The 24,225-nt window shown below is 50.7% G+C and carries 24 protein-coding genes; 13 read left to right on the forward strand and 11 right to left on the reverse strand.

Going from position 1 to position 24,225, the window contains the following annotated elements; genetic code table 11:
* Positions 1-200: 200 nt before the first annotated feature.
* From MK185_05380 to MK185_05410, 7 genes are all read right to left on the reverse strand, one after another.
* On the reverse strand, positions 201-545 hold the full coding sequence (locus MK185_05380) for a hypothetical protein (protein ID MCH2040044.1): 345 nt from the start codon (positions 543-545) through the stop codon (positions 201-203).
* A gap of 153 nt (positions 546-698) precedes the next feature.
* Positions 699-1,142, reverse strand: a complete 444-nt coding sequence (locus MK185_05385; protein MCH2040045.1) for a protein adenylyltransferase SelO family protein — start codon at positions 1,140-1,142, stop codon at positions 699-701.
* Between the two features lie 254 nt (positions 1,143-1,396).
* Complete coding sequence (locus MK185_05390; GenBank protein ID MCH2040046.1) at positions 1,397-1,741, reverse strand: hypothetical protein; 345 nt, start codon at positions 1,739-1,741, stop codon at positions 1,397-1,399.
* 153 nt (positions 1,742-1,894) lie between these two features.
* Entirely contained in the window at positions 1,895-3,670 is a 1,776-nt protein-coding gene (locus tag MK185_05395) for a protein adenylyltransferase SelO family protein (protein ID MCH2040047.1), read from the reverse strand.
* A gap of 156 nt (positions 3,671-3,826) precedes the next feature.
* Positions 3,827-4,987 (reverse strand): 4-phosphoerythronate dehydrogenase PdxB, encoded by a 1,161-nt coding sequence (gene pdxB / locus MK185_05400; protein ID MCH2040048.1) that lies wholly within the window; start codon positions 4,985-4,987, stop codon positions 3,827-3,829.
* A gap of 206 nt (positions 4,988-5,193) precedes the next feature.
* The gene (locus MK185_05405; protein ID MCH2040049.1) at positions 5,194-6,771 is read right to left on the reverse strand and encodes a SulP family inorganic anion transporter; all 1,578 of its coding nucleotides are present in this window, start codon (positions 6,769-6,771) and stop codon (positions 5,194-5,196) included.
* A 142-nt stretch (positions 6,772-6,913) separates the two neighbouring features.
* Positions 6,914-7,672 (reverse strand): hypothetical protein, encoded by a 759-nt coding sequence (locus MK185_05410; protein MCH2040050.1) that lies wholly within the window; start codon positions 7,670-7,672, stop codon positions 6,914-6,916.
* A gap of 218 nt (positions 7,673-7,890) precedes the next feature.
* On the opposite strand from MK185_05410, the gene MK185_05415 reads away from it, so the two are divergent.
* Entirely contained in the window at positions 7,891-8,439 is a 549-nt protein-coding gene (locus MK185_05415) for an MOSC domain-containing protein (GenBank protein ID MCH2040051.1), read from the forward strand.
* 9 nt (positions 8,440-8,448) lie between these two features.
* Positions 8,449-8,679: a CPXCG motif-containing cysteine-rich protein gene (locus MK185_05420; GenBank protein ID MCH2040052.1), complete on the forward strand. Its 231-nt coding sequence runs from the start codon at positions 8,449-8,451 to the stop codon at positions 8,677-8,679.
* A gap of 74 nt (positions 8,680-8,753) precedes the next feature.
* Here MK185_05420 and MK185_05425 read toward each other — a convergent pair whose 3' ends face one another.
* From MK185_05425 to MK185_05435, 3 genes are read right to left on the reverse strand one after another with little or no spacing between them, the layout of a single operon-like run.
* Positions 8,754-11,900, reverse strand: coding sequence for an efflux RND transporter permease subunit (locus tag MK185_05425; protein MCH2040053.1), 3,147 nt, complete (start codon positions 11,898-11,900; stop codon positions 8,754-8,756).
* 13 nt (positions 11,901-11,913) lie between these two features.
* The gene (locus tag MK185_05430) at positions 11,914-13,212 is read right to left on the reverse strand and encodes an efflux RND transporter periplasmic adaptor subunit (GenBank protein MCH2040054.1); all 1,299 of its coding nucleotides are present in this window, start codon (positions 13,210-13,212) and stop codon (positions 11,914-11,916) included.
* Positions 13,209-14,621 carry a TolC family protein gene (locus MK185_05435; GenBank protein MCH2040055.1) on the reverse strand — a complete coding sequence of 471 codons (1,413 nt, stop codon included), beginning with the start codon at positions 14,619-14,621 and terminating at the stop codon, positions 13,209-13,211. Before MK185_05435 ends, MK185_05430 begins: the two co-directional genes overlap by 4 nt.
* A 246-nt stretch (positions 14,622-14,867) precedes the next feature.
* Here MK185_05435 and MK185_05440 point away from each other — a divergent pair, with 246 nt between their 5' ends.
* The 6 genes from MK185_05440 (at position 14,868) to MK185_05465 (ending at position 19,327) form a co-directional block, all read left to right on the forward strand.
* Positions 14,868-15,158 (forward strand): DUF3325 family protein, encoded by a 291-nt coding sequence (locus tag MK185_05440; GenBank protein MCH2040056.1) that lies wholly within the window; start codon positions 14,868-14,870, stop codon positions 15,156-15,158.
* A complete protein-coding gene (locus tag MK185_05445) occupies positions 15,145-15,435 on the forward strand; it encodes a hypothetical protein (protein ID MCH2040057.1) in 291 nt (96 codons plus the stop codon). The genes MK185_05440 and MK185_05445 overlap by 14 nt, the downstream gene beginning before the upstream one ends.
* A 10-nt stretch (positions 15,436-15,445) precedes the next feature.
* Positions 15,446-17,017: a PepSY domain-containing protein gene (locus tag MK185_05450; GenBank protein ID MCH2040058.1), complete on the forward strand. Its 1,572-nt coding sequence runs from the start codon at positions 15,446-15,448 to the stop codon at positions 17,015-17,017.
* Positions 17,018-17,154: 137 nt separating this feature from the next.
* Entirely contained in the window at positions 17,155-17,766 is a 612-nt protein-coding gene (locus tag MK185_05455; GenBank protein MCH2040059.1) for a TetR/AcrR family transcriptional regulator, read from the forward strand.
* 111 nt (positions 17,767-17,877) lie between these two features.
* On the forward strand, positions 17,878-18,843 hold the full coding sequence (locus tag MK185_05460; protein MCH2040060.1) for an NAD(P)-dependent alcohol dehydrogenase: 966 nt from the start codon (positions 17,878-17,880) through the stop codon (positions 18,841-18,843).
* A gap of 46 nt (positions 18,844-18,889) precedes the next feature.
* A complete protein-coding gene (locus tag MK185_05465) occupies positions 18,890-19,327 on the forward strand; it encodes a DUF4442 domain-containing protein (GenBank protein ID MCH2040061.1) in 438 nt (145 codons plus the stop codon).
* Between the two features lie 51 nt (positions 19,328-19,378).
* Here MK185_05465 and MK185_05470 read toward each other — a convergent pair whose 3' ends face one another.
* Positions 19,379-19,942 (reverse strand): hypoxanthine-guanine phosphoribosyltransferase, encoded by a 564-nt coding sequence (locus MK185_05470; GenBank protein ID MCH2040062.1) that lies wholly within the window; start codon positions 19,940-19,942, stop codon positions 19,379-19,381.
* A gap of 152 nt (positions 19,943-20,094) precedes the next feature.
* On the opposite strand from MK185_05470, the gene dapE reads away from it, so the two are divergent.
* The 5 genes from dapE to MK185_05495 are packed head-to-tail and all read left to right on the forward strand — an operon-like array spanning position 20,095 to position 24,145.
* The gene (dapE, locus tag MK185_05475; GenBank protein MCH2040063.1) at positions 20,095-21,228 is read left to right on the forward strand and encodes a succinyl-diaminopimelate desuccinylase; all 1,134 of its coding nucleotides are present in this window, start codon (positions 20,095-20,097) and stop codon (positions 21,226-21,228) included.
* A gap of 1 nt (position 21,229) precedes the next feature.
* Positions 21,230-22,132, forward strand: a complete 903-nt coding sequence (locus tag MK185_05480; protein ID MCH2040064.1) for a methyltransferase domain-containing protein — start codon at positions 21,230-21,232, stop codon at positions 22,130-22,132.
* A 38-nt stretch (positions 22,133-22,170) separates the two neighbouring features.
* Positions 22,171-22,863 carry a TetR family transcriptional regulator gene (locus MK185_05485; GenBank protein ID MCH2040065.1) on the forward strand — a complete coding sequence of 231 codons (693 nt, stop codon included), beginning with the start codon at positions 22,171-22,173 and terminating at the stop codon, positions 22,861-22,863.
* Positions 22,856-23,293 (forward strand): DNA polymerase III subunit chi, encoded by a 438-nt coding sequence (locus tag MK185_05490; protein ID MCH2040066.1) that lies wholly within the window; start codon positions 22,856-22,858, stop codon positions 23,291-23,293. The genes MK185_05485 and MK185_05490 overlap by 8 nt, the downstream gene beginning before the upstream one ends.
* Positions 23,294-24,145 (forward strand): hypothetical protein, encoded by an 852-nt coding sequence (locus MK185_05495; GenBank protein MCH2040067.1) that lies wholly within the window; start codon positions 23,294-23,296, stop codon positions 24,143-24,145.
* Positions 24,146-24,225: the final 80 nt, after the last annotated feature.

A 24,225-nucleotide genomic window follows, 5' to 3' on the forward strand; every position in this document is an offset into this window, starting at 1 on the left:
ACAACCTTCTGGTATACAGCACTGATCAGGGAAAAACCTGGCAGACTGATACAGCTTTTTCTAAAACAGACATCAAATCTGAATATAATGTCATTCTCAAAAGTCCGATAAAAGAAGATCAGGAAAACTAAAGATCTGATCCGTTAAATCTGTATCTGAAAGCAAAAACAGCCCTCTGACGAGGGCCTATTTTATATCTCTTACTTTTTGATTTTTATGTACTGCCCCCAACACGCTGGCTTTGTTGACTCATCATACAAAGCCGATACAGACATATTAGTTGCAAGGGCCATCAAAGCAACAGAAAACATAGCCTTAACACCTTCCTGTGTAAGCCCTGACTTGTCTTTGTACATATAAATAGTTGAAGTCCCTGCAGTAGAGCACTCAGGTGCAACCTCTGATTCAAACTCGATCAGAAAACTACCATTCTCTACAACCTGTACAGATGTGACTTTTTTATATTCTGTCCATTTTAATGATGCGAATGTATTGGAACAAAAGAAGACACTCAGAACAGTCACTGTCGTGATTAAATGTTTCATTATCAATCCTTAATTCAGTTAATAACTCTCTCAGATGCAACAGATATAACTATTTCAGCCTGAGAAGGTCGTGATGTTACGCATCTCTCGGAACATCATCAAACTAAAAGAGATTAATCCTTAAAATCACACATATATGCATTAATACTACAGCTAAGACGAACAACTGTAGTGCGACACACCACCAGCATGAAAATATTCAGCCGGTTTTTGACGATAAAACTTCGCTTCTATTTCCGGCGTTTGCTCATCATAAGGATGCGTTAACACTTGCTGCAGTTCTTTCACCAGATCGTAATTACCGCTGCCATCAGAACAAGACTGCATCGCCTGCTGATAAGCCGGAACCACCAGCCACTCGCGCCAGGTGTATTTCGGGTTGGTTTGTTTCATTTTCGACACAACAAACGCTTCTTTCTGATTTTCCAGCACAGTGTCTCGCCACTGCTCTAACCAGCTTTGCCATTTATGCTCCAGCTGTGCATCACGTGCCTGAGACAAATCTAAATAGAAGGTTTGTTTTAGCGGCTCAATACTGGTGGGCACGGATGATAATTCACGGAAGAAACGCGTGTAGTCAGCTTCCGATTGATGCATCAGTGACAATAGCTGAGTGGTCAGATACTGATGAAATTTACCTCAGATGCGATGACAACCTTCTGGTATACAGCACTGATCAGGGAAAAACCTGGCAGACTGATACAGCTTTTTCTAAAACAGACATCAAATCTGAATATAATGTCATTCTCAAAAGTCCGATAAAAGAAGATCAGGAAAACTAAAGATCTGATCCGTTAAATCTGTATCTGAAAGCAAAAACAGCCCTCTGACGAGGGCCTATTTTATATCTCTTACTTTTTGATTTTTATGTACTGCCCCCAACACGCTGGCTTTGTTGACTCATCATACAAAGCCGATACAGACATATTAGTTGCAAGGGCCATCAAAGCAACAGAAAACATAGCCTTAACACCTTCCTGTGTAAGCCCTGACTTGTCTTTGTACATATAAATAGTTGAAGTCCCTGCAGTAGAGCACTCAGGTGCAACCTCTGATTCAAACTCGATCAGAAAACTACCATTCTCTACAACCTGTACAGATGTGACTTTTTTATATTCTGTCCATTTTAATGATGCGAATGTATTGGAACAAAAGAAGACACTCAGAACAGTCACTGTCGTGATTAAATGTTTCATTATCAATCCTTAATTCAGTTAATAACTCTCTCAGATGCAACAGATATAACTATTTCAGCCTGAGAAGGTCGTGATGTTACGCATCTCTCGGAACATCATCAAACTAAAAGAGATTAATCCTTAAAATCACACATATATGCATTAATACTACAGCTAAGACGAACAACTGTAGTGCGACACACCACCAGCATGAAAATATTCAGCCGGTTTTTGACGATAAAACTTCGCTTCTATTTCCGGCGTTTGCTCATCATAAGGATGCGTTAACACTTGCTGCAGTTCTTTCACCAGATCGTAATTACCGCTGCCATCAGAACAAGACTGCATCGCCTGCTGATAAGCCGGAACCACCAGCCATTCGCGCCAGGTGTATTTCGGGTTGGTTTGTTTCATTTTCGACACAACAAACGCTTCTTTCTGATTTTCCAACACAGCGTCGCGCCACTGCTCTAACCAGCTTTGCCATTTTTGCTCCAGCTGTGCATCACGCGCTTGAGACAAATCTAAATAAAAAGTTTCTTTTAGCGATTCAATGCTGCTCGGCACCGATGATAATTCACGGAAGAAACGCGTGTAGTCAGCTTCCGATTGATGCATCAGTGACAATAGCTGAGTGATCAGTGCTTCGTCGTAGCTCTCAAGCCCAAGCTTAGACGCCCACATAGTTTGAATCGCAATACGCTGTTCTTTTTCAAAACCCCGGCGAACATCATCCAGTTGCTGTATATAAGCATCATCTCCCTCACTTTCCAGCAGCGTGCGCACCGACTTCCAGAACATATGGTAGTTAGCTTCCGCCGCCGCAGGCTGATTAAAGAAAGAGAAATGTTCACCGCCGCCGGTCCACGGCTGGAATTGCGGATCAAACTGTTCGCAAAAACCAAACGGGCCGTAATCCAGGGTATAACCACCCGCCGGGCAGTTATCGCTATTAAAGTTGCCCTGACAGAAACCTACCCGAATCCAGTTGGCTACCAACGCCGTTAAGCGACCACGGAAACATTCCGCCAGTTTAATCACCTGTTCCGGGAACGATAACGTCGCATCAATATCATCGTTATATTCACGCTCAATCAGATGCTGAACAATTAACTTCAGCTCTTGTGGCGCGTGGTCATATTCTTTATTACGGGTACGACGAGCAAATAACTCCACCTGACCGACCCGTAAAAACGACGGTGCCACACGGGTGGAAATCGCTACCGGATTATCCACCAGAATATCCGGCTCATAGGTTTGTGATTGTTCGGAATACCAGGGGCGAGTGACGGTTTCTGCTGTGGAGGTAAACAAGGTTAGCGAACGCGAAGTGGGAATCCCTAACGCGTGCATATGCTCCTGAGCTAAAAATTCGCGCACACTGGAACGTAACACCGCGCGACCATCGGCACCTCGACAATACGGTGTACGGCCGCCGCCTTTTAATTGCATCTCCCAACGCTTGCCGTTAAATACCCCTTCAAAAATCGACATCGCCCGACCATCGCCATAACCATTGCCGTTACGGAACGGGCATTGCTGAGTGTATTCAGTACCGTAAATCGACAAGGCGTAACCGGTAGCCCAGCCATAGGGGCGCATCGGTGACGTGCCCTTTTCCATCACGCCCTCCATCACACTCTCCAATACAGGAGAAATATCAGCGGAAAATACTTTGGCAAATGCTTTGTCTTGAACCAGTGAATCATCCAGACCCAGCTCAGCAAATAACGCAGTGCTGTGAGCGATGTATTGCGGTGCCGCAATGGGCGTTGGAATCACCGGCACATAATGCCCGGAGAAAACCTGTCGTGGTTCATGCTCAACCCCATCCGGACGTGCCTGCGGGTCGATATTCAGATTTTCTAACAGCGAGTAATCCGCTTTTGCACTGAATTCAGTAAAACTGCTAATCAACTTTTCTTCGGAAGCATGGGAGGAAGACGACATGGAAAACAGGCCTGAAAATAAACAAGAATCCGCAGTTTACCCGGCCCGCCTTTTGAAAGACACAAAGATACCAGGCAGCTGACACTGCCTTACGATTAGCCGGTATAAGTGAAACAAAGAAAGGTTAAATCGGGGACGGTCGCCCCCTCAATGTGTCTATTTGATTCTTACATCAAAGCCTGCGGCTGTTAACGTGTCTTGCAATTTGTGACACTTAGCCGGCACATTGACTTTAAGTCGGGGGATGTCGCGGCGCAGTGGGTAATTTTTACGTAAGCGATCGAACGTCTCACGCAACCCTTCCCCTGATTTGTCTGCACGAATCATCGCCGATCGCATTACGCCATCGTCCACACGAATTTCGTAGGCAGCACGGATTGCTGTCCGCAGTGCCTGAAACTTAGGTACCTGATCCGTAAATGCCACCATTTTGATGCCCGGTTCAGGCAGAAACTGGGCCAGCTTGCGGCGCACCGGCAAACCGAAACACTCGCAAAGCCCCTGGTAAACAAACTCGGTACCGCGCATTTTTCCATCCAACGAGTACCCGGCAATGTGGGGCGTAGCCAGCATCACCCGATGCATCAGTTCGATTTCCAGTTCCGGCTCATTTTCCCAGACATCGAGAATCGCCCCGAATTCATTATTGCCATCCAAATGAGCAAGCAACGCTTTATTGTCGACAACCGCACCACGGCAACTGTTAATCAGACAAGCATCCGGCTTCATTTGCTGCAGGCGCTGTTCGTTGATCAGATGATAGGTTGCATGCTCGCCCTCGGTCGTCAGTGGTGTGTGCAAAGAGACAACATCAGCCGTGAGTGCCTCTTCCAGCGACACCAGATCACCAACAGTTTCCGGATCTTTAAACGGATCAACCGCAAGTACCGAAACCCCCATCTCCTCGAGACGCTTACGCAGCAGCAAACCAACGCTACCCACTCCGATTATGGCAACTGACAAATCGGTAAAACCCACACCTCGATCATCAATCACAACGCTGACCGCACTCAGAACATAATCCACCACAGCCTGAGCGTTGCAACCGGGCGCACTTTTGAAACCAATACCCTGCTGTTGCAAATAGTCTTCATCAATATGATCGGTACCGATGGTTGCCGTGCCGACAAATTTGACCTTAGACCCGGCCAGCAATGACTCATTCACCTGAGTGACGGAGCGGACTAACAGCGCGTCCGCATTTTTGATGTCGTCATTGGTTAACGTACGACCGGGAACGCGGGTAATCTGACCAATATCGGCAAAGAACTCGTCGATCAGGGGAATGTTTTCGTCAGCAACGATGTGCACGGGCATGAGCCTTTCATAGTTCAAAGGCGTATTGTTGCAGGAGGATCATAGCTAGGCAAATTTTTGCTGCGATTTCAGAACCGCTCTGAATCAACCCGGTATCGCCGTGCAGACACATCGCAGCCGGTTTCGAAATCATCGAAGATGCAGCAGCGCACCTCCGATTTTTTCAGCCGGGACACACTGGGTGTGCCCAACGGCATATTACGTTATCAGGCCAATTTATCCGTTGCTACGCGGTAGTTTGGATCTTCAATAACATTAACATCACACAAGTTACCCGCTTTCTTGAGTAACAGACGACACTCTTCTGACAAGTGACGCAGATGCACTTCTTTACCGGCTGCTATGTAACGCTCAGCAATGGTATCGATCGCTTCAATCGCAGAAGAATCGGCAACGCGCGAATTCTTGAATTCAATGATCACCACATCCGGGTCGGTTTCCGGCTCGAAGATATCTTTAAACGCCGATACGGAACCGAAGAACAGCGGCCCAAACAGGTCATAAACTTTCGCACCGTCTTCCTGAATGATGGTCCGCGCGCTGATGTGTTTCGCATGTTCCCAGGCAAACACCAATGCCGCAACAATCACACCTACGATAACGGCAATCGCCAGGTCAGTAACAACCGTTACCCCCGATACCAATACAATGATAAAAGCATCTTGCTTCGGAATTTTGCGCAGCATACGGAAGCTGGACCACTCGAAGGTACCAATTACGACCATAAACATAACACCGGTTAGCGCGGCAATCGGGATTTGCTCAATCAAAGGTGACGCAAACAGAATAAAGCTAAGGAGGAATAACGCCGCAGCGATACCCGACCAACGCCCACGACCGCCGGAGCTAACATTAATCATACTCTGACCAATCATGGCGCAACCGCCCATACCACCGAAGAATCCCGTTAGCAGGTTGGCACTGCCCTGGGCAACACACTCTTTGTTACCGCGACCACGGGTATTCGTCATCTCGTCAATTACGGTTACTGTCAGCAGCGATTCGATCAGACCAATGGCGGCAAAAATGACCGAATATGGAAGGATGAACCAGAAAGTTTCCATCGTCAGCGGGACATTAGGCACACCAAACTCAGGCAGGCCACCAGCAATCGAGGCCAGATCACCCACAGTTTTCGTGTCCAGATCGGCAACCAAGGCGATACCACTCACCGCCAGAATACCAGCCAGGGCCGATGGAAAAGCACTGGTTATCTTCGGCAGGTAATGCGTAATCGCCATCGTTAATGCGATCAGACCTAACATAATGAACAATTCGGAACCGGCCAGCCAGGTACCGTCTGTCCAGCCCCACTTACCGCCCGGCGTCGCCGATTGCAGCTGTGGCAACTGCGCCAGGAAGATCACAATAGCCAAACCATTAACAAAGCCGAGCATCACCGGATACGGCACGATACGAATAAACTTACCCAGTTTAAACGCACCAGCAGCGACCTGAATAACCCCCATCAACACCACGGCAGCAAACAGATATTGCGGCCCCATTCCAGAACCAAAATCGCGCTCGGCCTCGGCCACCAGCGACACCATCACAACCGCCAGAGCACCGGTTGCACCAGAAATCATCCCCGGGCGCCCCCCCATTACAGCGGTCACCAGACCCACCATAAATGCTGCGTACAAACCGGTTAACGGGTGAACCCCAGCAACAAAGGCAAACGCCACCGCCTCAGGAACCAGCGCCAGTGCAACGGTTAAACCGGATAGCGTGTCGTTTTTCAGGTTGGGAGAAAAAGTCTGCATAAATTCGCGCAGCAGTAACATCAGAGTGGTCCCTTCTGTTGAAGTATGTCGGCGGCGGAATCAGACCGCCGTAAAAAGGCGCGAACTATACCAGTATCGGATAACAAATTCAGGTTTTTCGTTGGCTGTTGCAGCGTGTCAGATCCGACCTGCTGCACCCTCCTCAACGACAGGCAGAGGCCAACCACAGGCGTTCGCCAAGTTTGTCCGCCAACGGGCGCAACCAGCCGGAGCGTTCGGCAACGGCATCAGCGCCGGAAGACTCGGCACTGCGAACCGGTGCCAGCGACAGCACCTTGTGAATGGGTAACCAATCAATAACTCGATTCAGCTCTGAGCGGTCTGTTGTCACATCAACATGCAAACCGGCCACAGGTAAATTACAAGCCAGCTGAAGGTTGTCTTTTAAAGCGCCCAGGTAGGTGGCCAACAGAATATTCGGACGATTGGCTTTCAGGGTGTGATATGACTGCTCAAAGGCGGTCTTCCATGCTAATGGCAGCTCCGTCACCAGAATCGGCTCATCAATCTGAACCCATTGCGCTCCTTCTTCGGCAAACAACTCCAACAGTTCACTGTAAAAAGGAATCAGCTGATCAAGCAGTAACAGTGGATCACTGTCATCCTGAGTGTGCGCCAACGCCAGAAACGTGAGAGGTCCGAGAATCACCGGCTTAACCTCAGGATGTGTTTCCCGCGCCAGCTGCCATTGTCGCAGTAAGGCTTCTGGATGAAACGAAAATCGTGTGCTTTGACTCACTACTGGCGCTTGATAAGGATGATTTTTGCCAAATTTCGAATCAGTCGGTGTGGCTTCGCAACCCATAACGGTCACCATTTCCGCAATCAGATTGAACAGAGAAAAGGTTCCCTGAGACTGCTCAGCAACAGCAGAAAAATCGGAGTGAAGAATGTGTGCCACGGTAGAATGCCTGTTTCGATGAATAACGGCCATGCACTCTAATGAAATCACCGTATGAAGAACATTGGCCATTTCTCATGTTGCGATTAGTTTTTCTCACGTTAATCCAACGCGTTCTGCAACGTAATGCCGAAATGAAATCTGCCTGAGCCGGTAAATCGACATATAAACTGACGCTGCAACTCCCGACTTTACGGCCCAACTCCAAACCTGCGAACATGGGACCAATCGTATTCGTTAAATTTTGGTTTGGTATGTCGGCTCAGAGCAAATTATTTTCCCGTTATGTCACGCAACTGCCACCCGGTGAGCTGAGCTGGATCGGCGTTCGCCCCGGCAGGCGGTTGTCGATGCAGGCACTTAAAGCCACTCAGGCAGTGGCAACACTGGGCCTTCAGGGCGACCACCGCATGGAGAAAACGCCCGGAAGCGGGCGCCAGGTAACCCTGATCAGCGAAGAATTTATCCAACAGATTGGTCACTTCCTGGGCGGCAAAGTCGTTCGTCCGGAGCAATTGCGACGCAATCTGGTGGTGCGAAACATCAACCTTAACGCCCTGCGCTATCAGACGTTCAAAATTGGTGATGCGGTATTTGAAGCGACTGCGCTTTGCCACCCCTGCAGCCGCATGGAGCAGGAATTGGGGAAAGGAGGCCTGGCAGCCATGCTCGGACACGGCGGACTTTGCTGCAAAGTTATCCATTCGGGTGAGATTTCTGTCGGGGATCGCATTGAGTTATTCACTCCACAACAATCACTTCTTTGAGAGCACACCATGCCTGTAAATGAACACACCAGCTGCTGCCCATACTGTAACGAGCTGATTACCGTGTTTATTGAATTGCCGGAAGAAGACCTACTGGCCGATCAGCTTGAGGCGTTGAGCCTCGACCAGCAACAGGATTGTCAGGTATGTTGCCGCCCGATTTACATCCGCTTGAGCACCAATCTGATGGGAGATGGCGGCGTCGGTATTGAACTGATGAGCGAAAATGACGTGTATTAGTTCCTCGGATACAGCGCCGGAGCTGACGGCTGGGCGTTAGCCCAGGACAGCAACGGCGGATTTCATTAACGGGATTATTGCGGCATCGGCTCCGAGGTGACGTGTTCAGCGGCGCGTCCGTTAAACCCAAGTTTGCGTAAAACCGTATCCAATAACACATAAATTGCGGGCAGGATCAGCAGGCAGACAAACGTGGTAAACAAAATACCAAAGCCAAGCGATACCGCCATTGGGGTAATAAACTGGGCCTGCCGGGAGGCCTCAAATACCATCGGCGACAAACCACCAAAGGTTGTCAGTGTGGTTAGCAAAATCGGACGGAAGCGACGCACACCAGCAGCACGAACCGCGTCGAATGCCGACAGGCCTTTTTGCCGCTGCTCGTTGGCGTAAGTCACCAGAATCAGGCTGTCATTCACGACCACTCCAGCCAACGCCACAATGCCCATGATACTCATAATGGATAATCCGTAACCCAGCAAAATATGGCCGATAATGGCCCCCACAGCGCCGAAAGGTATTACGAACATAATCAGCAATGGCTGAGCGTAGCTTCGGAAAGGAATCGCCAGCAGTACGTAGATCAGTAACAACGAGAACATGCCATACAGCGACAGATTGTCCATGGTTTGCTTGGTATTGGCCTGACGTCCCTGGAAGCTGAAATCAACCGATGGAAAACGCGCCTGCAACAAAGGGAACACGTCCTCCCGCAAAACATTCATTGCGGCAGGAATCTGCCTTCGGGGCTCGACTTCTGAGGTAACGTTGACCACCTGATCTCCATCACGTCGACTGATTTTTGCCGGGGCCTGCTCTTTCTTCAGCGTCGCAATATCACCCAACTGAACATAACCACCCGCTGGTGTCCGGATTTTCAGGCGCTCAATATCGGCACTGAAAGAGCGCTCTTCCAGAGGTAATCGCACCAGCACCGTAACCTCGTTGCGTTCGCGTTGTTGGCGCAACGCTCTGGCACCGTACAGTGCTGAGCGTATCTGGCGTGCAACGTTACTGGCATCAAGCCCAAGACTCCTGCCCAGCTGATTTAGCTCAACATCCCACTGCGGGGAGCCGGCTTCAAAACTATTGGCCACATCGGTGACGCCCGACAACTGCGATAGCTGATTTGCCAGCTCAGCGCTGGCCAGCCGAAGTTCGTCACTGTTACTGCCGCGTAATTCAACCGTTAAGCCAAAACCACCCGATGGACCACCGCCGCGCTCTGCATCAAAGGTTAAACTGCGGATACCGGGAATTTCGCCAATGAACTCACGCCAGCGCTGCACCGTTTCATTGGCACTGATCGGACGCACCTCAGTCGGAACCAGACGAGCTTCGACCTCAACGGTGGAGCCGGTGATATTGCCCTCGACGCTGATCACCAGCGGCACATCGGCATTATGAAAGGGCTCTGATACCTGATAGAGACTGTTTTCCAGATGCTCACGAACGGCTTTCGCCTGATCGAATGCTGCGTTAGCTGGCAGCTCTACCGTTGCCACAGCAAATTCGCCTTCAAGACGCGGAAACATACTGAATCCCATACGTCCGCTGGCTGGATAAGACATCACTACCGCCGCAATCGAAATAGCGGTAACCAGTGTTAATACCGGATGAAGAAGCGCCTTATTTAACACCGGAAGATAAATACGATTAATAAAACGGTGCAACCCGTGATCGACCCGCGCCCGCAGGGCATCAACTTTACGCCCGATGACGGATGGATTTTTTTCCTTCAGATGGGCCAGGTGAGTCGGCAGAATAAACAACGCCTCCAACCACGAGATCATAAAGCAGCTGATCACCACAATCGGAATGGCTAAAAACAATTTGCCCATCATTCCCGGCAAACTTAATAGCGGCAGAAAAGCGGCGACATTGGTTAAGATGGCAAACGCCAATGGCATTGCAACTTCCCGCGCGCCAACGATCGCAGCATCGTGAAATGGCATCCCTTTTTGCATATGCTCGTAAATATTTTCGCCAGCAATAATCGCGTCATCAACCACGATTCCGAGCGCTACAATAAAGGCAAACATCGACACCATATTGATCGACACATCCCATATTGGCAGCAGCAACATAGCGCCCATAAACGCGGTTGGAATACCCATGGTGACCCAAAAGGCTAACTTGTATTCCAGGAATAAACTCAGCAGCACCATCACCAGGATTAAACCAATGGCGGCATTTTTTAATAGCAATCCAACACGTTGCTTGTAGGTTTGACCGTCATCGTCCGTGATAATAATTTCAACGCCCGGCGGCAACTCAGCGCGGATTTTTTCCAATTCGACGTAAGCCGCTTCAACTACGGTTAAAGGCGTTTGATCTTCGCTGCGAAAAATATCAAAACGAACCGAAGCCTGACCGTTGTAGGTTACCAGACGCGCACTGTCGCTGAAGCCTTCCCGCAGAGTTGCCACATCGCCAAGGCGAACACTTACCCCACCGTCGTCACTGATCAAAGGGATATCTTTAAAATCGGCAGCCCAATAAACGCGATCATTTAATGTCACCAGAATGTCACCGCTGTCGGTTTTTACCGCGCCGGCACTTTGCTCAAGCGCGTTATTGCCGATGATAGTGGCAACCTCATCCAGGCTTAACCCATAACGTTGCAGGTCCTGCTGACGGATCTCGATCTGAATTTCCTCATCCGGCATACCTTTTAATTCGACCTTGCTGATATTCGGTGATGACAGCAGTTTTTCTTTTACCTGCTCAGCCAGGCGTTTTAACTCGAAACGTTCCAGTGGACCGAAGAACGCCAGCTCCATCACCTCGATTGAACCGCTGAAAATGCTGACTACTGGTCGTTCGATATCCGCCGGAAACGTGCTGATGCGGTTAACCGCTTGTTGAATATCCTGATAGGCTTTCTGACGATCAACGCCATTTTCCAGTTCAATACGAACGTCTGCAGAACCACGAATGGCAGATGATTTTATTTCCTTAAATCCATCCAGCGATGCCAACTCGTTTTCAATCGGCAGCACAACACCTTTTTCCATTTCGGACGGTGTGGCACCCGGATAATTGACCCCAACAATAATCATGTCGGCTTCAAACGGAGGTATAAATTCTTTGCGAATCACCAAAGACATTAAAAAACCGCCAACAATCAGGAATGCCATCAGCAGATTCGGAGCGACGCGATGCTCCGACATCCAGGCAACCGGGCCTCGACGAGAAGCAAGCTTGTGGTTAGTACTCATCGGTTATCTCCTGTTAGCGCTGTGGCTCGCTATCCGATTGACTGGCCAGTGCTTCCTCAGCCCCAGCGTTTTGTGCATCGGGAGCAACCGGTTCATCCCGACGACCGGCAATACGCACCGGATATCCCGGCACAGGAGCATCGATACGGCTGATCAACAACCGATCGGCAACATCAAACCCACGCTTGTCCGCCGCTTCACCCTCGCGTTCGATGGCCACCCAAGACATCTCCCGGCCGTGGTACAACACATTCAAGGCGCGCTTCTGCAGTTCGTTGTCCGCACTGACAACCCAGACTTCATCCTTGTTGTTTAAATAGCGACGTTCAATCTGATAGGTGTTTTCCAGCGCTCGTCCGAACAACCGCACCTCAACAAAGTCGTTCAGCAACACCGGCGGCAACTCACTGCCCTGCAATGCCAGCGGATCACGGATGGCGAGCATCAATTTCACCTGGCGGTCTGCACTATCCACGGCGGGCAATACATTCAGGATGCGCGCCTGACGGGATTTGCCCAGCCACCCCGGCATAGATATTTCAGCCAGATGTTGTTTATCCAGCCAGGGTAAAAACGCCGACGGAATTTTTACTTCAATCCAGAATTCATCTGTGCTGATTACATCGAACACCTCAGAGCTGGCCGAAACCTGACTGCCCACAGAAACGTTGCGGCGATTAATCTGACCCGCAAACGGCATACGAATTTCACTGCGTTCTAAATCCAGCCGGGCCTGATTCAGATTAGCTCTGGCCGTTCTCACCGCCGCTTTCGCTCGGGCGATTTGTGGTTCGCGTAACACCAGCGCTTTGTCTTGAGGCGACAGCTCAGTTTCTGATAACTCAAACTCTTCACGTGCCAGCGAAGCCTGGCCTTTCTCAATATCCAGATCAGCCAATGCCTGAGTATAAGCCGCCTGCTTTTGTTCGAGCATCAAGCGAAAATCCTGCGGATCAATGCGCGCTAGCAAATCACCCTGCTGCAGTCGGGCACCAGGAACGGCAGCATCATCAATAGCAACAATACGACCATTCACCTGCGGCTTTAACATCACCTGCTGCGACGCAGTGACCTGACCGCCAGCGAGCCAGGTCGGTCGGCTGCTCTGCCTGGTTAATGATTCTACTTCCACCAATCTTGCTTTGGTCTCGGGCGCAACCTTCTGCGGTTTTGGTGCACTTTTCACCACCCAGATCGAGATTGCGATGCCAAGCGCCAAAACACCGAAACCGATCAGCGCGCCTGTTGCCATACTACCTTTATTGCTGGCTTGATCGCCTTGATGGCGAACGGGATCTCTAACGGGGCTCATAGCGATAAGGATTCCTGTGATAACGGCTGCGAATCAGTTTCAACGTCGGAAAAACGTCCATGACTGACTGCCTGATATAAACGAATGCGGGTGAGATTAAAGTTCAGCTGGTTGTTCAGTAGCAGACGCTCCAGAGCAAGCACATCGCGCTGGGCATTCAGCAACGACAGATAATCGCCAACCCCCTTGCGATAACGACTGGTCTGAAACGATTCGGTTTTCCGTGATAACTGCAACTGACGCTGCAAGCTGGTGTCGAGACGTTGCTGTTCATCCAACGTCACCAGCACTTCCTGAACCTGTTGCGCAGCTTGCAGATACACCTGCTGATAGTCGGCAATCCGGGCGTCCAGCAAGGCCTGCTGGCTTTTAACCTGAGCGCGTCGATTGCCACCGTCAATCAGTGGCAACACCAGATTACCCGCCAGATTAGCAACCCAGTTATCGAACACATTGTTAATGCTTGGGTCCTGGCCGCTATAGCTGGCACTTAACGTAACGCGCGGATAGCGGTTGGCTTTGGCAACGGCAACATTGGCATTGGCCGATTGCACAGTAAAGAAAGCCTGTTGCACATCCGGGCGTTCAAACAGTGCCGCGGCACTCACCTTTATGTGGTTCGCCACCACGGATGGCAGCAATTGTTGTATCGACCCCAGATCAATATTTGAGGCTAACCACAGCTGCAACTGCTGCTGAAAGATGTCGCGTCGCGCAGTTGCTGACACCAGATCACCATCAATGGATTCCAGCAGCGTTTGTTGCTGCCAGACGTCAGATACTTGGGATTGTCCTCGCTGGAAGCGTGCGTTAATAACTTTCAGGCCGGATTCAATGCGCTGCTTTTGCTGCTCCAACAGGGTAATGAGGTGGGTTTCGTGCAATAAACCAAACCAGGCATTCGCCACCTGACTGGCAACGGTATTCGCCTGGATACGGCTGGCAGCGCGACTTGCGAACAGGTCGTATTCGGCACGCTGGCGATTGCCGGCAATCGCACCCCAAAAATCGATTTCATAACTGGCACTCAACCCCGCAGACCAACTGTCGCTGGTGGCGTTTTCACTCCAACTACGGGATTTACCGCCATTCAGGTTGACACTCGGGTACTGTTCAGCGGAGTTGATACGCAGCAACGCCTCACTCTGACGCAACCGTGCCAATGAAGCTTTCAGGTCATAGTTGTTTTCAAGCGCCTGACCGATTAACTGATTCAGCCGGTCATCACTGAACTCACTCCACCAACGATCCGGAATCGCCGTGGTCGAATCAGAAAAATCGGCTAGTAGTTCCGAAGATTCGACGTCAGGCTGAGCAACAACGTCAATATTGCTACAAGCTGCAAGCCCATGCAGTAATACAGGCAGCATCAACACAGCGATCAACGGTCGTCGAACGACGGCATTCATATACGGTCCCTTTTATTGGTGAATTACCACAGGAAGGTGAAGAACGAGCGGCTATGATAAGCAGCCGCAAAAGTGCAAGGTTATGGCTTTTACCCATCTTTACCGAGCTGACACAGCTTGAATTCTATCCTCTTACACATGGCTCCGAATGACCGGAATCGCATCCTGTCGAGGTGGCAAAAAACCTTGATAATCATTTGCATTTCATTACCATTCGCCGTTTATACGATTATTAGGTAGATCCTTATGCCATTTGCGGTTTTTGCCCTCTGGCCTGCTTTGCATCTTATGTACGGTGTGAATCAACATCGCAGTGATAAGATTGACCAGCGTCGCCGCTATGCTGGCCGTATTCTGCTGGCGGCAGCCTTCCTGTTCGCCAGTCAACCATACGGGTGGGAAAAAGGTATTTTCTACCTCCTGTTTTCTCTGATGGCCTGTTCGGTCGTCTTTGTTCAATTGCGCATCTGGCGACCGGCACTGGTGCCGGCCATTACCGTCATCAGCATTGCCGGAGGGCTTTATGCTCTGGTTTAAACGTAAAATGAACTCCAATGCCAGCCAGATCGCCGCCGCCATCGTCGGCGCTTTTCTGACTACCATCGCACTCACTATCGCCATTACGCTGTCATGGCCATTTGGGGATAAGGTAGAACAGATTTTTGCCGGCGGGCTGTTTTTCTTCGTATTCTGGGCAACGCTGTTTTACTGGGCGCTACTGGCGGATGGCGGACTGAAGGCCTGGACCAGAATTGGCTCGCTGTTATTGACGTTTGGTATTTACGACGTCTTGTCTCTGACCGTATTCGCTTAGGAAGTTTGATATGCAACAACGTACTCATAAAGTGTATTACGGGACTCATACCTGGCTGGGTGTTCTCGCTGGGATTTTATTGTTTGTCGTCACGTTTTCGGGCTTCCCGGCGATGTTTGCCCACGAACTGGAGAATTGGCAGTCCACCACACTGAACAACCTCAAACCGGCAGAATCAATCGACCTGAACCGTCTACTGTCCGCGGCTAACAGCGAAGAATTTGGTACCGAAACCTTCTTTGTCGCGCCAGAGACCGACAAAGGCTATGGCATGGTTGCCCGCTTTGATGGTGAAAATTCCGTTATTCGTTACATCGAACTGGAAAACTATCAACAGATCGATATCGGTGGCTCTGAGATATCCCACATTTTTGAGCATCTGCACACCGATCTCCATATCACCCGCCCATACGGTCGTTACCTGGTCGGCCTTGCGGGTATGGTGATGCTGTTGTCGATCATCGCGGGCATTGTCATTCACACTAAATGGCGAAAAGAATTTGTTATGCTGCGCCCTAAACGCAGCTGGCGCCTGCTACTGACTGACCACCACAAGCTGATGGGCCTCTGGACCTTGCCTTTCTCTTTCATACTGGCGTTTACCGGCACCATCCTTGGCCTGCTGGGCCTGATTTCCCCGATCCTGGCACTGGCGAAGTTTGACGGCGATGTCGAAAAAGCAACAGTGGCCGTATTAGGACCAACCGCAGAAGTCGTGGGTGAAGCCGCGCCTGTTGTTTCGTTGAACGAGTTGTACCAGCGAACCTTAACGATTCAACCGGAAATGGATGTCACCTTTATTCAGATTGATGGTTACGGCGATGCTGGTGGTGTTGCGAAGTTTTCAGGCAATCACAAAGATGCACTGAGCAACCTGCAGAGCGTTACCTTCCAATTAAAAGATGGCGCTCAGATCCATGAGCTCAATGGTGTGGAAAAAGGTCCGTTCCAACGTATCTTTGCCGCAGTGACACCGCTGCACTATGTCTTATTTGGCGATATGGCGCTGAAATTCTTCTATGCCATTTCAACCCTTGCACTGTGCGCGCTGATCATCAGTGGCAACATGATCTGGCTGGCAAAGAAAAAGCAGGGCCAGGTAACCACCGATCAAAGTTCCGACCTCGATAAACCCCATATGCTGGCCAGATTGACCCTCGGTATTTGTGCCGGACTGGTGGTCAGTTGTGGCATCACCATGGGAGCCAGCCAATGGTTGCTGCCGCTGAATCTCGGAGAGGAGCAGCATCACGTCGAGGAAGGTATTTTCTGGGGTGCCTGGTTTATCGCCATTCTGCCAGCCATGTTTGGTCGCGACCTGCACGCCCGCACCCGCGCGTATCTGGTCGCGACAGTGGTATCCCTGCTATCGGTCATCGTTGCCGATGGCATGGTCAGCCAACGCTGGATTGGCGGCGGCAACGACATTGTCGACGGAATCCATCTGACTCTGATCGCCCTGGCCATGGTATGTGGCTATTTCGCCTGGCGTTTGCCCAAGCCAACGGAAAAAGCAAAACCGGGACGCAAGCCGCAACCTGTAAGTGACTCCAGCGAAAATAATGAAGCCCGGGCTGCCTGACAGCCCTGCCTCACGACTTCACCCTGCAATCATTAGTTGTTTGACACAGCTGATCAAAGACGGATATTTGATGAATGTCCGTGTTTGACCCTCGCACCAGGGCAGAACACACTGCCCGGTCAGCAAGAGGAGCCGCTATGCCAGATAACATCGCCGAAAAATTACTCGACAGCGCAACCGAGCTTTTTTTAGAACGAGACTTTCATTCCGTAAGCATCCGCGAGTTGGCAGCCAACGCCCATACCAGCAGCGGCATGATCAAATATTATTTCAGCAATAAGCAAGGATTATTCGAAGCCATGCTCACTCGTGAGTACGGCCGGATTCTGCAGGTTTTGAAAGACGTGATATCGCAGGACACACTGCTCGACTTCAGCGCAGTGATCAACCGTGTGCTGTCTCTCTACGAAGCTAACCCCAACATGCCGCGCTTTATCATCAAAACATACCTGCTGCGTCAGGGCCCCGGAAGTCATTTGCTCAGACAATGGTTTGAACAAGAAAAGAGAATGGTCGACCGCTGGGTCGACGAAGTCATTGCCGAAGGTAAAATTGATCGAAACACCAATGGCGAAGTTGTGCGTATTGCCGTTATGGCGCTAACTCTGCTGCCAGGCCTGATAATTGATCATCTTAAGCAAAGTTACAGCGAAAGCGGTTATCAGGAGTTTCGGCATCAGTACATCGAATACACTGGCGAAATGTTACTGAACAGCGTTAAGCCAAGGTCCCGCAAAACCTCAAAGTGATCATCAGTATGTCGCTGCTTAAATCAATCCAGCAAAACTGATCAACAGCTTTTCTGGCAGCTAACACCGGACTGAGACACAGTATTCAGGTCTCCTTATTGTGATCCGAATATGAAAGCTATTTACCAAAAACGCTACGGCAAACCTGATGTATTAACGTATGGCGAACAGCCGCAGCCTACTCTGGAAGCCAACCAGGTATTAGTAAAGAACTACGCCACCAGTGTTAACCCGAGAGATTGTTTAATTCGCGCAGGAAAGTACCAATTGCAGTTTCTAGTGCGCGGCTTTCCATTGATTCTCGGTAGCGATTTTGCTGGCTGTGTGGTGAAAACAGGTGACAATGTTCGCCACTTTCAGGTGGGTGATCGGGTATACGGCATGAAAAACCCCTCGCACGGGCTGGCAACCTATGCCGAGTATGTCAGTGTTGATCAGCAACATTTAAGCCTCGTGCCGGCATCACTCGACTATGAGCACGCTGCGGCAGTTCCTTTGTGCGCGCTGACTGCATGGCAAGCATTGTTTGACAAAGCATCCATGCAAGCCGGTGACCGTATTTTAATTATTGGTGCCAGTGGCGGCGTTGGCAGCTTTGCCACTCAACTGGGTGCCATTCATGACGCTCAGGTGAGTGCCGTCTGCAGCCAGAAAAATGCTGAACTGGTGCGCTCACTGGGCGCCGATAACGTTATTTGTTATGACCAGCAAAACCTTACGGAGATCAAACAACAATTTGATATCGTCTTCGACACCATCGGCATTCTTACCCCATCACAAATCAAAGCACGGCTGACGGCCAAAGGTCGGTTTGTAACCACCGTTCCATCAGCACAGATATTGCCCAAGCTAGTTATATCGAAAGCGGCGCGAATGCTGGGCATCAACAAACAACAACAGCATTTGGTCATGGTCAGGCCCGATGCTCGGCAACTGGATCAAATAAGCCTACTGATTCAACAACAGCGACTGGCGCCGCTCATTGATCAGACATTCGCGATGGATGAGGCCGCAAGCGCTCATCAACGAAGCCAAAGCAAACGAGCATGCGGAAAAATTGTCATCCGCACGCAATAACCTCAAACGACGGACAATATCAATGACAGAGTCTTGGGAATCGCGCTTGTGGCGCTGGCTGGCTAACTGCTATCCAGCTTACCGGGTGACAGGTGCTCGAATTCAGTTCATTGCCGCTGATTTCCAACAAGTCACCGTGCGCCTGCCATGCAACTGGCGCACGAAAAATCACATGGGGATTACCTGGGGTGGCAGCCTGTATTCCTGCCTCGACCCGGTCTATGCACTGATGCTGAATAAAATCCTTGGCTGGGAGTATCGCGTGATCGATAGCGCGGCTGAAATCGCTTTCATCAAGCCTGGAAGATCGACACTTTATGCGCATTTCCAGCTGACCGATCATCAGCTCACCCAAGTCAGAGCATCGCTGAAAACGCAAGAAAAAGTTCGGCTGCAGCTGCAAGTGGCACTGCTGGACAGAAATGGCGTGTGTCACGTCAAATGCCGTAAGTCCTTACAAATTGACCACAAAAAAAGCCGCTGACCGGAATCAGCGGCTTTTTTTTGTGAACGAGTACCTTATAAAACCAACCGGTTACAGGCCTTTAACCGCATAGATACCCGGTGCATTGCGCCAGAAACCACGATAATCCATGCCACAACCAAAGACATAACGGTCTTCAACGTCCATACCCACAAAGTCGATTTTCAGGTCGGTATTTTTGCGATCATGAACCTTGTTCACCAACACAGCCGTTAACACCTGTTTCGCACCCTGCATCTGACAAGATTTAACCACCTCGCACAGAGTATTACCCTCATCGAAAATGTCATCCACAATCAGGACGGTACGCTCGGTCATGTCGATTGAAGGCGGCGCCTGCCATTGCAAATCCGTAGAGCCGGTGGTTTCTCCGCGATAACGGGTTGCGTGCATATAACCCTGTTCCAGCGGAAAATTCAGTTTTGGCAATAGACGACCCGCGGTCACCAGGCCACCGTTCATGATGCCATAAACTACCGGCATCTCACCTTTCAAACGATCACAAATGGCATCTGCCATAGCATCCAACGCCTGCTCAACCTCTTGTTCAGATTTCAATAGATCAGCATCTTCCATAACCTTGTTTAATTCTTCCAGAGTCAGCGGCTGGCTCATCGTGTTGCTACCTGTTGAGTGATTGTCGGGGTTAAAAAAGCGCGTATGGTAACACCGCCAGCGCAAGGCGCAATTGCAAATATTTCGCTGCAGCTGTGTTATCATTCGCCCAACTTGCACATCCACCTCGTTTAAAGCAGTTAGGTATCTCCATGACCCCAACCCTAGAACTGGCCCTAGAGCTGATCCGTCGCCGTTCCGTCACTCCAGAAGATGATGGCTGCCAGGCACTGATGATGGAGCGTCTGGCAGCGGTTGGCTTTACCAATGAGGAGTTACGCTTCGAAGAAGTTGACAACTTCTGGTCACGCCGGGGCAGCCAAAGCCCGGTGGTCTGTTTTGCCGGTCATACGGACGTGGTGCCTACCGGTCCTGAAAAGAACTGGAACAACCCGCCATTTGAACCCACAGTCATTGGTGGCATGCTCCATGGCCGCGGCGCGGCGGATATGAAAGGCTCATTAGCTGCATTCCTGGTTGCCACCGAAAACTTCGTCAAAAAGCACCCCAACCACAAAGGTTCAATCGCTTACCTGATCACCAGTGATGAGGAAGGCCCGGCGAAAAACGGCACCGTCAAAGTGGTTGAGACCCTGGAAGCCCGAAACGAAAAAATCGACATGTGCATCGTCGGTGAGCCGTCATCCACCAGTCTGGTTGGTGACACGGTAAAAAACGGTCGCCGCGGATCGTTGGGCGCCGTTCTCCGTGTGCATGGCAAACAAGGGCATGTGGCCTATCCTCATCTGGCCAAAAACCCGGTGCATAGCGCCGCGCCGGCACTGGCTGAGTTGGCGGCCGAACACTGGGATGAGGGCAACGACTTCTTCCCAGCGACCAGCTTCCAGATTTCTAACATCAACGCTGGCACCGGTGCCACCAATGTGATTCCGGGTGAACTGGAAGTGGTGTTTAACTTCCGCTTCTCCACCGAGCTGACTGCTGAAATTCTGCAGCAGCGCACCGAAGCCATCCTCGACAAATACGGCTTGGATTATGACATCGAGTGGAACCTGAGTGGCCAGCCATTTCTTACCGATTGTGGCCCACTGGTCGATGCCAGCGTTCAGGCGATCAAAGAAATTACCGGCCGTGATACCGAATTGTCCACTGCAGGCGGCACATCCGATGGCCGCTTTATAGCGCCAACCGGTGCTCAGGTACTGGAACTGGGTCCATGCAATGCGACCATTCATCAGGTCAACGAGCATGTATCTGCGGAAGACCTGGATACCCTCGCCGTCATCTACGAACGGATGCTGGAACTGCTGCTAGCCGCAGATTGATATGACGCAAGCTCTGCCTTCAAAACTGATTTGCCCAGTGTGCGCAGCACCACTGACTAGCGATGATCGTAAACACTGGCGTTGTCACAACAACCACAGCTTTGACCGCGCTCGCCAGGGATATCTGAATCTTTTGCTGGCGCATAAAAAGCGTTCAAAGTCTCCCGGCGACAGTGCTGAAATGGTCGACGCACGACAACGTCTGCTGGACTCAGGAGTTTACCAACCGATCTCGGATCTGTTGAACCAGGCTGTGAATAACAGCCTGACAAGCAACCAGTCTCTTCAACTCTGTGATGTCGGCTGTGGCGAAGGGTATTACACAACGCGCCTGTCTCAGTCACTGAGCGCACACCAATATCCTCATAGAATTTACGGTGTCGATATTTCCAAAGATGCCGTTAGAGCGGCTGCACGCCGGGGCAAACAGAGCACCCCAGACAGTGATGCGATGGAATGGCTGGTGGCCTCCGGTGCCCACCTACCCTTTCAGGGGCACAGCCTTGACCAGATTTATTGCTTGTTCACCCGTCTGATGCCGGAGGGTTTTAGCAAGGTGCTGCGCCCCGACGGTCAGGTGTTCACCATAAATACCGGTCTGAGCCACTTGCGGGAGATGCGGGAGATCCTGTACCCCCAGGTGAAAGACAACTGCTTTAACCCGACGAAAGTGATGGAGGCCAACGGCTTTCTCTGCATCAATGAGCAACCGCTGGTGTACACCATTGAACTGAAGGACCCGCAGCAGATTCACGACTTATTGTTGATGACTCCCCATGTCTGGAAAGCCAGTCCGGCAGCGCGCGAACAATTACTGGCGCGCAACAGCCTGACCGTTACCATCGATGTTGTTTTACACCAGTTTGCACAAACCCCATCGACACCGCAGAATGTGCAGTACTGAATGTTGATTAATCGCCCAGCCTTTCACTGCCGTACTCTATGACCGCAAAATCAGCAAGCTCCATCCCGGCAATACGCCACCGAGCCAAAAGCCCGGAACAAAAAGCCCTGCGACGTCAGCAAATTCTGGATGCCGCTGCAGCGCATTTTGCGGGTGCGGCCTTCGATAAGGTGAACCTGATCGATATTGCACAACACATCGGTATCACCAAGGCAGCACTGTATCGCTACTTTCGCTCAAAAGAGACGCTGTTCCTGGCGCTTTACCTGCAGCAACTTGAAGTTATGGTTGCTTCGGCCGAGGTACTGGATACGCAACAGACTCCCGCCGAAGCATGTGTTGAGGTGATCAACCAGAATCCCTTGTTTTGTCGCCTTAATGCGATTCTACACACGGTACTGGAACAGAACCTCACTGTGGCGGAAGCCATCGACTTTAAACGTGAGCTGATGCCTCTGATGGCTCGTTTTGCACAGAAAATTTCCGACTGGCTGGGTGTCAGCATTCCACAAGCCATTGGCTTATTACACCATATTCAAGCCACTATGATTGGTTGCTGGCACATCGCTCATCCCAGCGAAACGGCCGCAGAAGCCATGAGGCAAACGCCTTTTGACCATTTGCTGGTCGATTTTAAAACCGTATTTCACCAGCACATTCACTGGTTAATGGCGGGCTTTATTGAGGTTCAGGGAGATCAATCACAACCGAAGGAAGCAACACATGACTGAAGTTGGTTTTTACATCCTCGGCGGGCAGCAACAGCAGGATCAATGGCAATTTGCTTGCCGCTTGACCGAAAAAGCCAGTCGACAAGGCAATCATGTGTTGATTCAGCTTGATTCTGAGCAACAAGCGAAAGCCTTCAGCGCGCTGCTCTGGTGTTATCGTGATGATGCCTTTGTGCCTCACGCACTGCTGACTGACCCCGATGCACCGACCGATTGCCAGATCAGTATTGGTTGGCAGGCCGATGCCGGACACCAGCACGATGTGTTGATTAACCTCAGCGCTGAGCTACCCGGTTTTTTCAGCCGATTTCATCGCCTGGTAGAAGTTGTTGTGCAGCAAGACGCGGTTCTGAACTACACTCGAAAACACTACAAACATTTGCAAGACCGGGGTTATCCTATAACCCATACCGATATGAGAATGCGCTAGATGAGCAACAGCAACGAACCGCGTGACTTGTTAGACGAGTTAGAGACACTGCAGCGTGTGCTTGACGACGCTGCCAGTGATCAGGTGGATCAGGCAACAGCCATACCTGTAATTGAGCCAGGCGAGGACATTCCCGTACTCAGCGATGCTCTGACCGACAAAACGATGTCGCAGTCACTGCCTTCTGAACCACCGCTGCTCAAACCCGAAGCTCCTGTTTTAAAAGCCGTCGCAGCTCCTGCATTTAACCCAAACCTGCCCTCGTCTAACGAAGCCATATTTCCTGTTGAAGAAGAAGCCACCAGCTTTCATGCGCATTCCATTGCCGATCTGATCGATAACGCATTAGATAACAACGAAGAGGCGTTCGTTGATCTGTTCGATCAGCAACCGGAACTCCCAAACAATGACGATGTCGAGATTCCGACTTTGCTGGACAGCGACGTGTTTGCGCCACCAGAACCGCAACAACCAGCAGCCCCCCAACAAGCAGTGACGACAGAACAACCCCCTGAGACACAGCGGCCTGCACCACAAGCTAAATCGACCGTGGCGTCGAACAATCCATTTTTGCCTCAGGCGGTGCTGGAACGCCTGGCGCGGGAACGCGAAGCCGCTCAGTACAGCGCAGAACAGGCGCAAGCAACCATGGCCAAGATCATGGGCACCCCACCGACGGAACCAACACCACCGATCGAACCAACACCGCCGATCGAATCAACGGCAACCAGCACCCGCGGCTCTTCCGCACTGTCGGAACTGCACAAATCGGCCATTATCGACCGACTGGTGTACGAGATGATGCCGGAGATTGAGGCACGACTGCGGAAAATCCTCGCTGAAAAACTCTGAGCGCAAAACACACCATCGCAATGCCTGAAAAAACGCCGCCCGGATAACCCGAACGGCGTTTTTAATGCCCGCGAAAGCGG

Source organism: Saccharospirillaceae bacterium, from assembly GCA_022448365.1.
Taxonomy (GTDB): domain Bacteria; phylum Pseudomonadota; class Gammaproteobacteria; order Pseudomonadales; family Oceanobacteraceae; genus Bacterioplanoides.

What these genes read in the sequence shown, in the direction of transcription:
- MK185_05455 (MCH2040059.1), top strand. Translation starts at nt 17,155, where the DNA reads ATGCCAGATAACATCGCCGAAAAATTACTCGACAGCGCAACCGAGCTT.
- MK185_05415 (MCH2040051.1), top strand. Translation starts at nt 7,891, where the DNA reads ATGGGACCAATCGTATTCGTTAAATTTTGGTTTGGTATGTCGGCTCAG.
- MK185_05495 (MCH2040067.1), top strand. Translation starts at nt 23,294, where the DNA reads ATGAGCAACAGCAACGAACCGCGTGACTTGTTAGACGAGTTAGAGACA.
- MK185_05430 (MCH2040054.1), bottom strand. Translation starts at nt 13,212, where the DNA reads ATGAGCCCCGTTAGAGATCCCGTTCGCCATCAAGGCGATCAAGCCAGC.
- MK185_05405 (MCH2040049.1), bottom strand. Translation starts at nt 6,771, where the DNA reads ATGTTACTGCTGCGCGAATTTATGCAGACTTTTTCTCCCAACCTGAAA.
- MK185_05385 (MCH2040045.1), bottom strand. Translation starts at nt 1,142, where the DNA reads ATGCATCAATCGGAAGCTGACTACACGCGTTTCTTCCGTGAATTATCA.
- MK185_05420 (MCH2040052.1), top strand. Translation starts at nt 8,449, where the DNA reads ATGCCTGTAAATGAACACACCAGCTGCTGCCCATACTGTAACGAGCTG.
- MK185_05440 (MCH2040056.1), top strand. Translation starts at nt 14,868, where the DNA reads ATGCCATTTGCGGTTTTTGCCCTCTGGCCTGCTTTGCATCTTATGTAC.
- MK185_05470 (MCH2040062.1), bottom strand. Translation starts at nt 19,942, where the DNA reads ATGAGCCAGCCGCTGACTCTGGAAGAATTAAACAAGGTTATGGAAGAT.
- pdxB (MCH2040048.1), bottom strand. Translation starts at nt 4,987, where the DNA reads ATGCCCGTGCACATCGTTGCTGACGAAAACATTCCCCTGATCGACGAG.
- MK185_05380 (MCH2040044.1), bottom strand. Translation starts at nt 545, where the DNA reads ATGAAACATTTAATCACGACAGTGACTGTTCTGAGTGTCTTCTTTTGT.
- dapE (MCH2040063.1), top strand. Translation starts at nt 20,095, where the DNA reads ATGACCCCAACCCTAGAACTGGCCCTAGAGCTGATCCGTCGCCGTTCC.
- MK185_05435 (MCH2040055.1), bottom strand. Translation starts at nt 14,621, where the DNA reads ATGAATGCCGTCGTTCGACGACCGTTGATCGCTGTGTTGATGCTGCCT.
- MK185_05395 (MCH2040047.1), bottom strand. Translation starts at nt 3,670, where the DNA reads ATGTCGTCTTCCTCCCATGCTTCCGAAGAAAAGTTGATTAGCAGTTTT.
- MK185_05445 (MCH2040057.1), top strand. Translation starts at nt 15,145, where the DNA reads ATGCTCTGGTTTAAACGTAAAATGAACTCCAATGCCAGCCAGATCGCC.
- MK185_05425 (MCH2040053.1), bottom strand. Translation starts at nt 11,900, where the DNA reads ATGAGTACTAACCACAAGCTTGCTTCTCGTCGAGGCCCGGTTGCCTGG.
- MK185_05490 (MCH2040066.1), top strand. Translation starts at nt 22,856, where the DNA reads ATGACTGAAGTTGGTTTTTACATCCTCGGCGGGCAGCAACAGCAGGAT.
- MK185_05485 (MCH2040065.1), top strand. Translation starts at nt 22,171, where the DNA reads ATGACCGCAAAATCAGCAAGCTCCATCCCGGCAATACGCCACCGAGCC.
- MK185_05460 (MCH2040060.1), top strand. Translation starts at nt 17,878, where the DNA reads ATGAAAGCTATTTACCAAAAACGCTACGGCAAACCTGATGTATTAACG.
- MK185_05450 (MCH2040058.1), top strand. Translation starts at nt 15,446, where the DNA reads ATGCAACAACGTACTCATAAAGTGTATTACGGGACTCATACCTGGCTG.
- MK185_05480 (MCH2040064.1), top strand. Translation starts at nt 21,230, where the DNA reads ATGACGCAAGCTCTGCCTTCAAAACTGATTTGCCCAGTGTGCGCAGCA.
- MK185_05390 (MCH2040046.1), bottom strand. Translation starts at nt 1,741, where the DNA reads ATGAAACATTTAATCACGACAGTGACTGTTCTGAGTGTCTTCTTTTGT.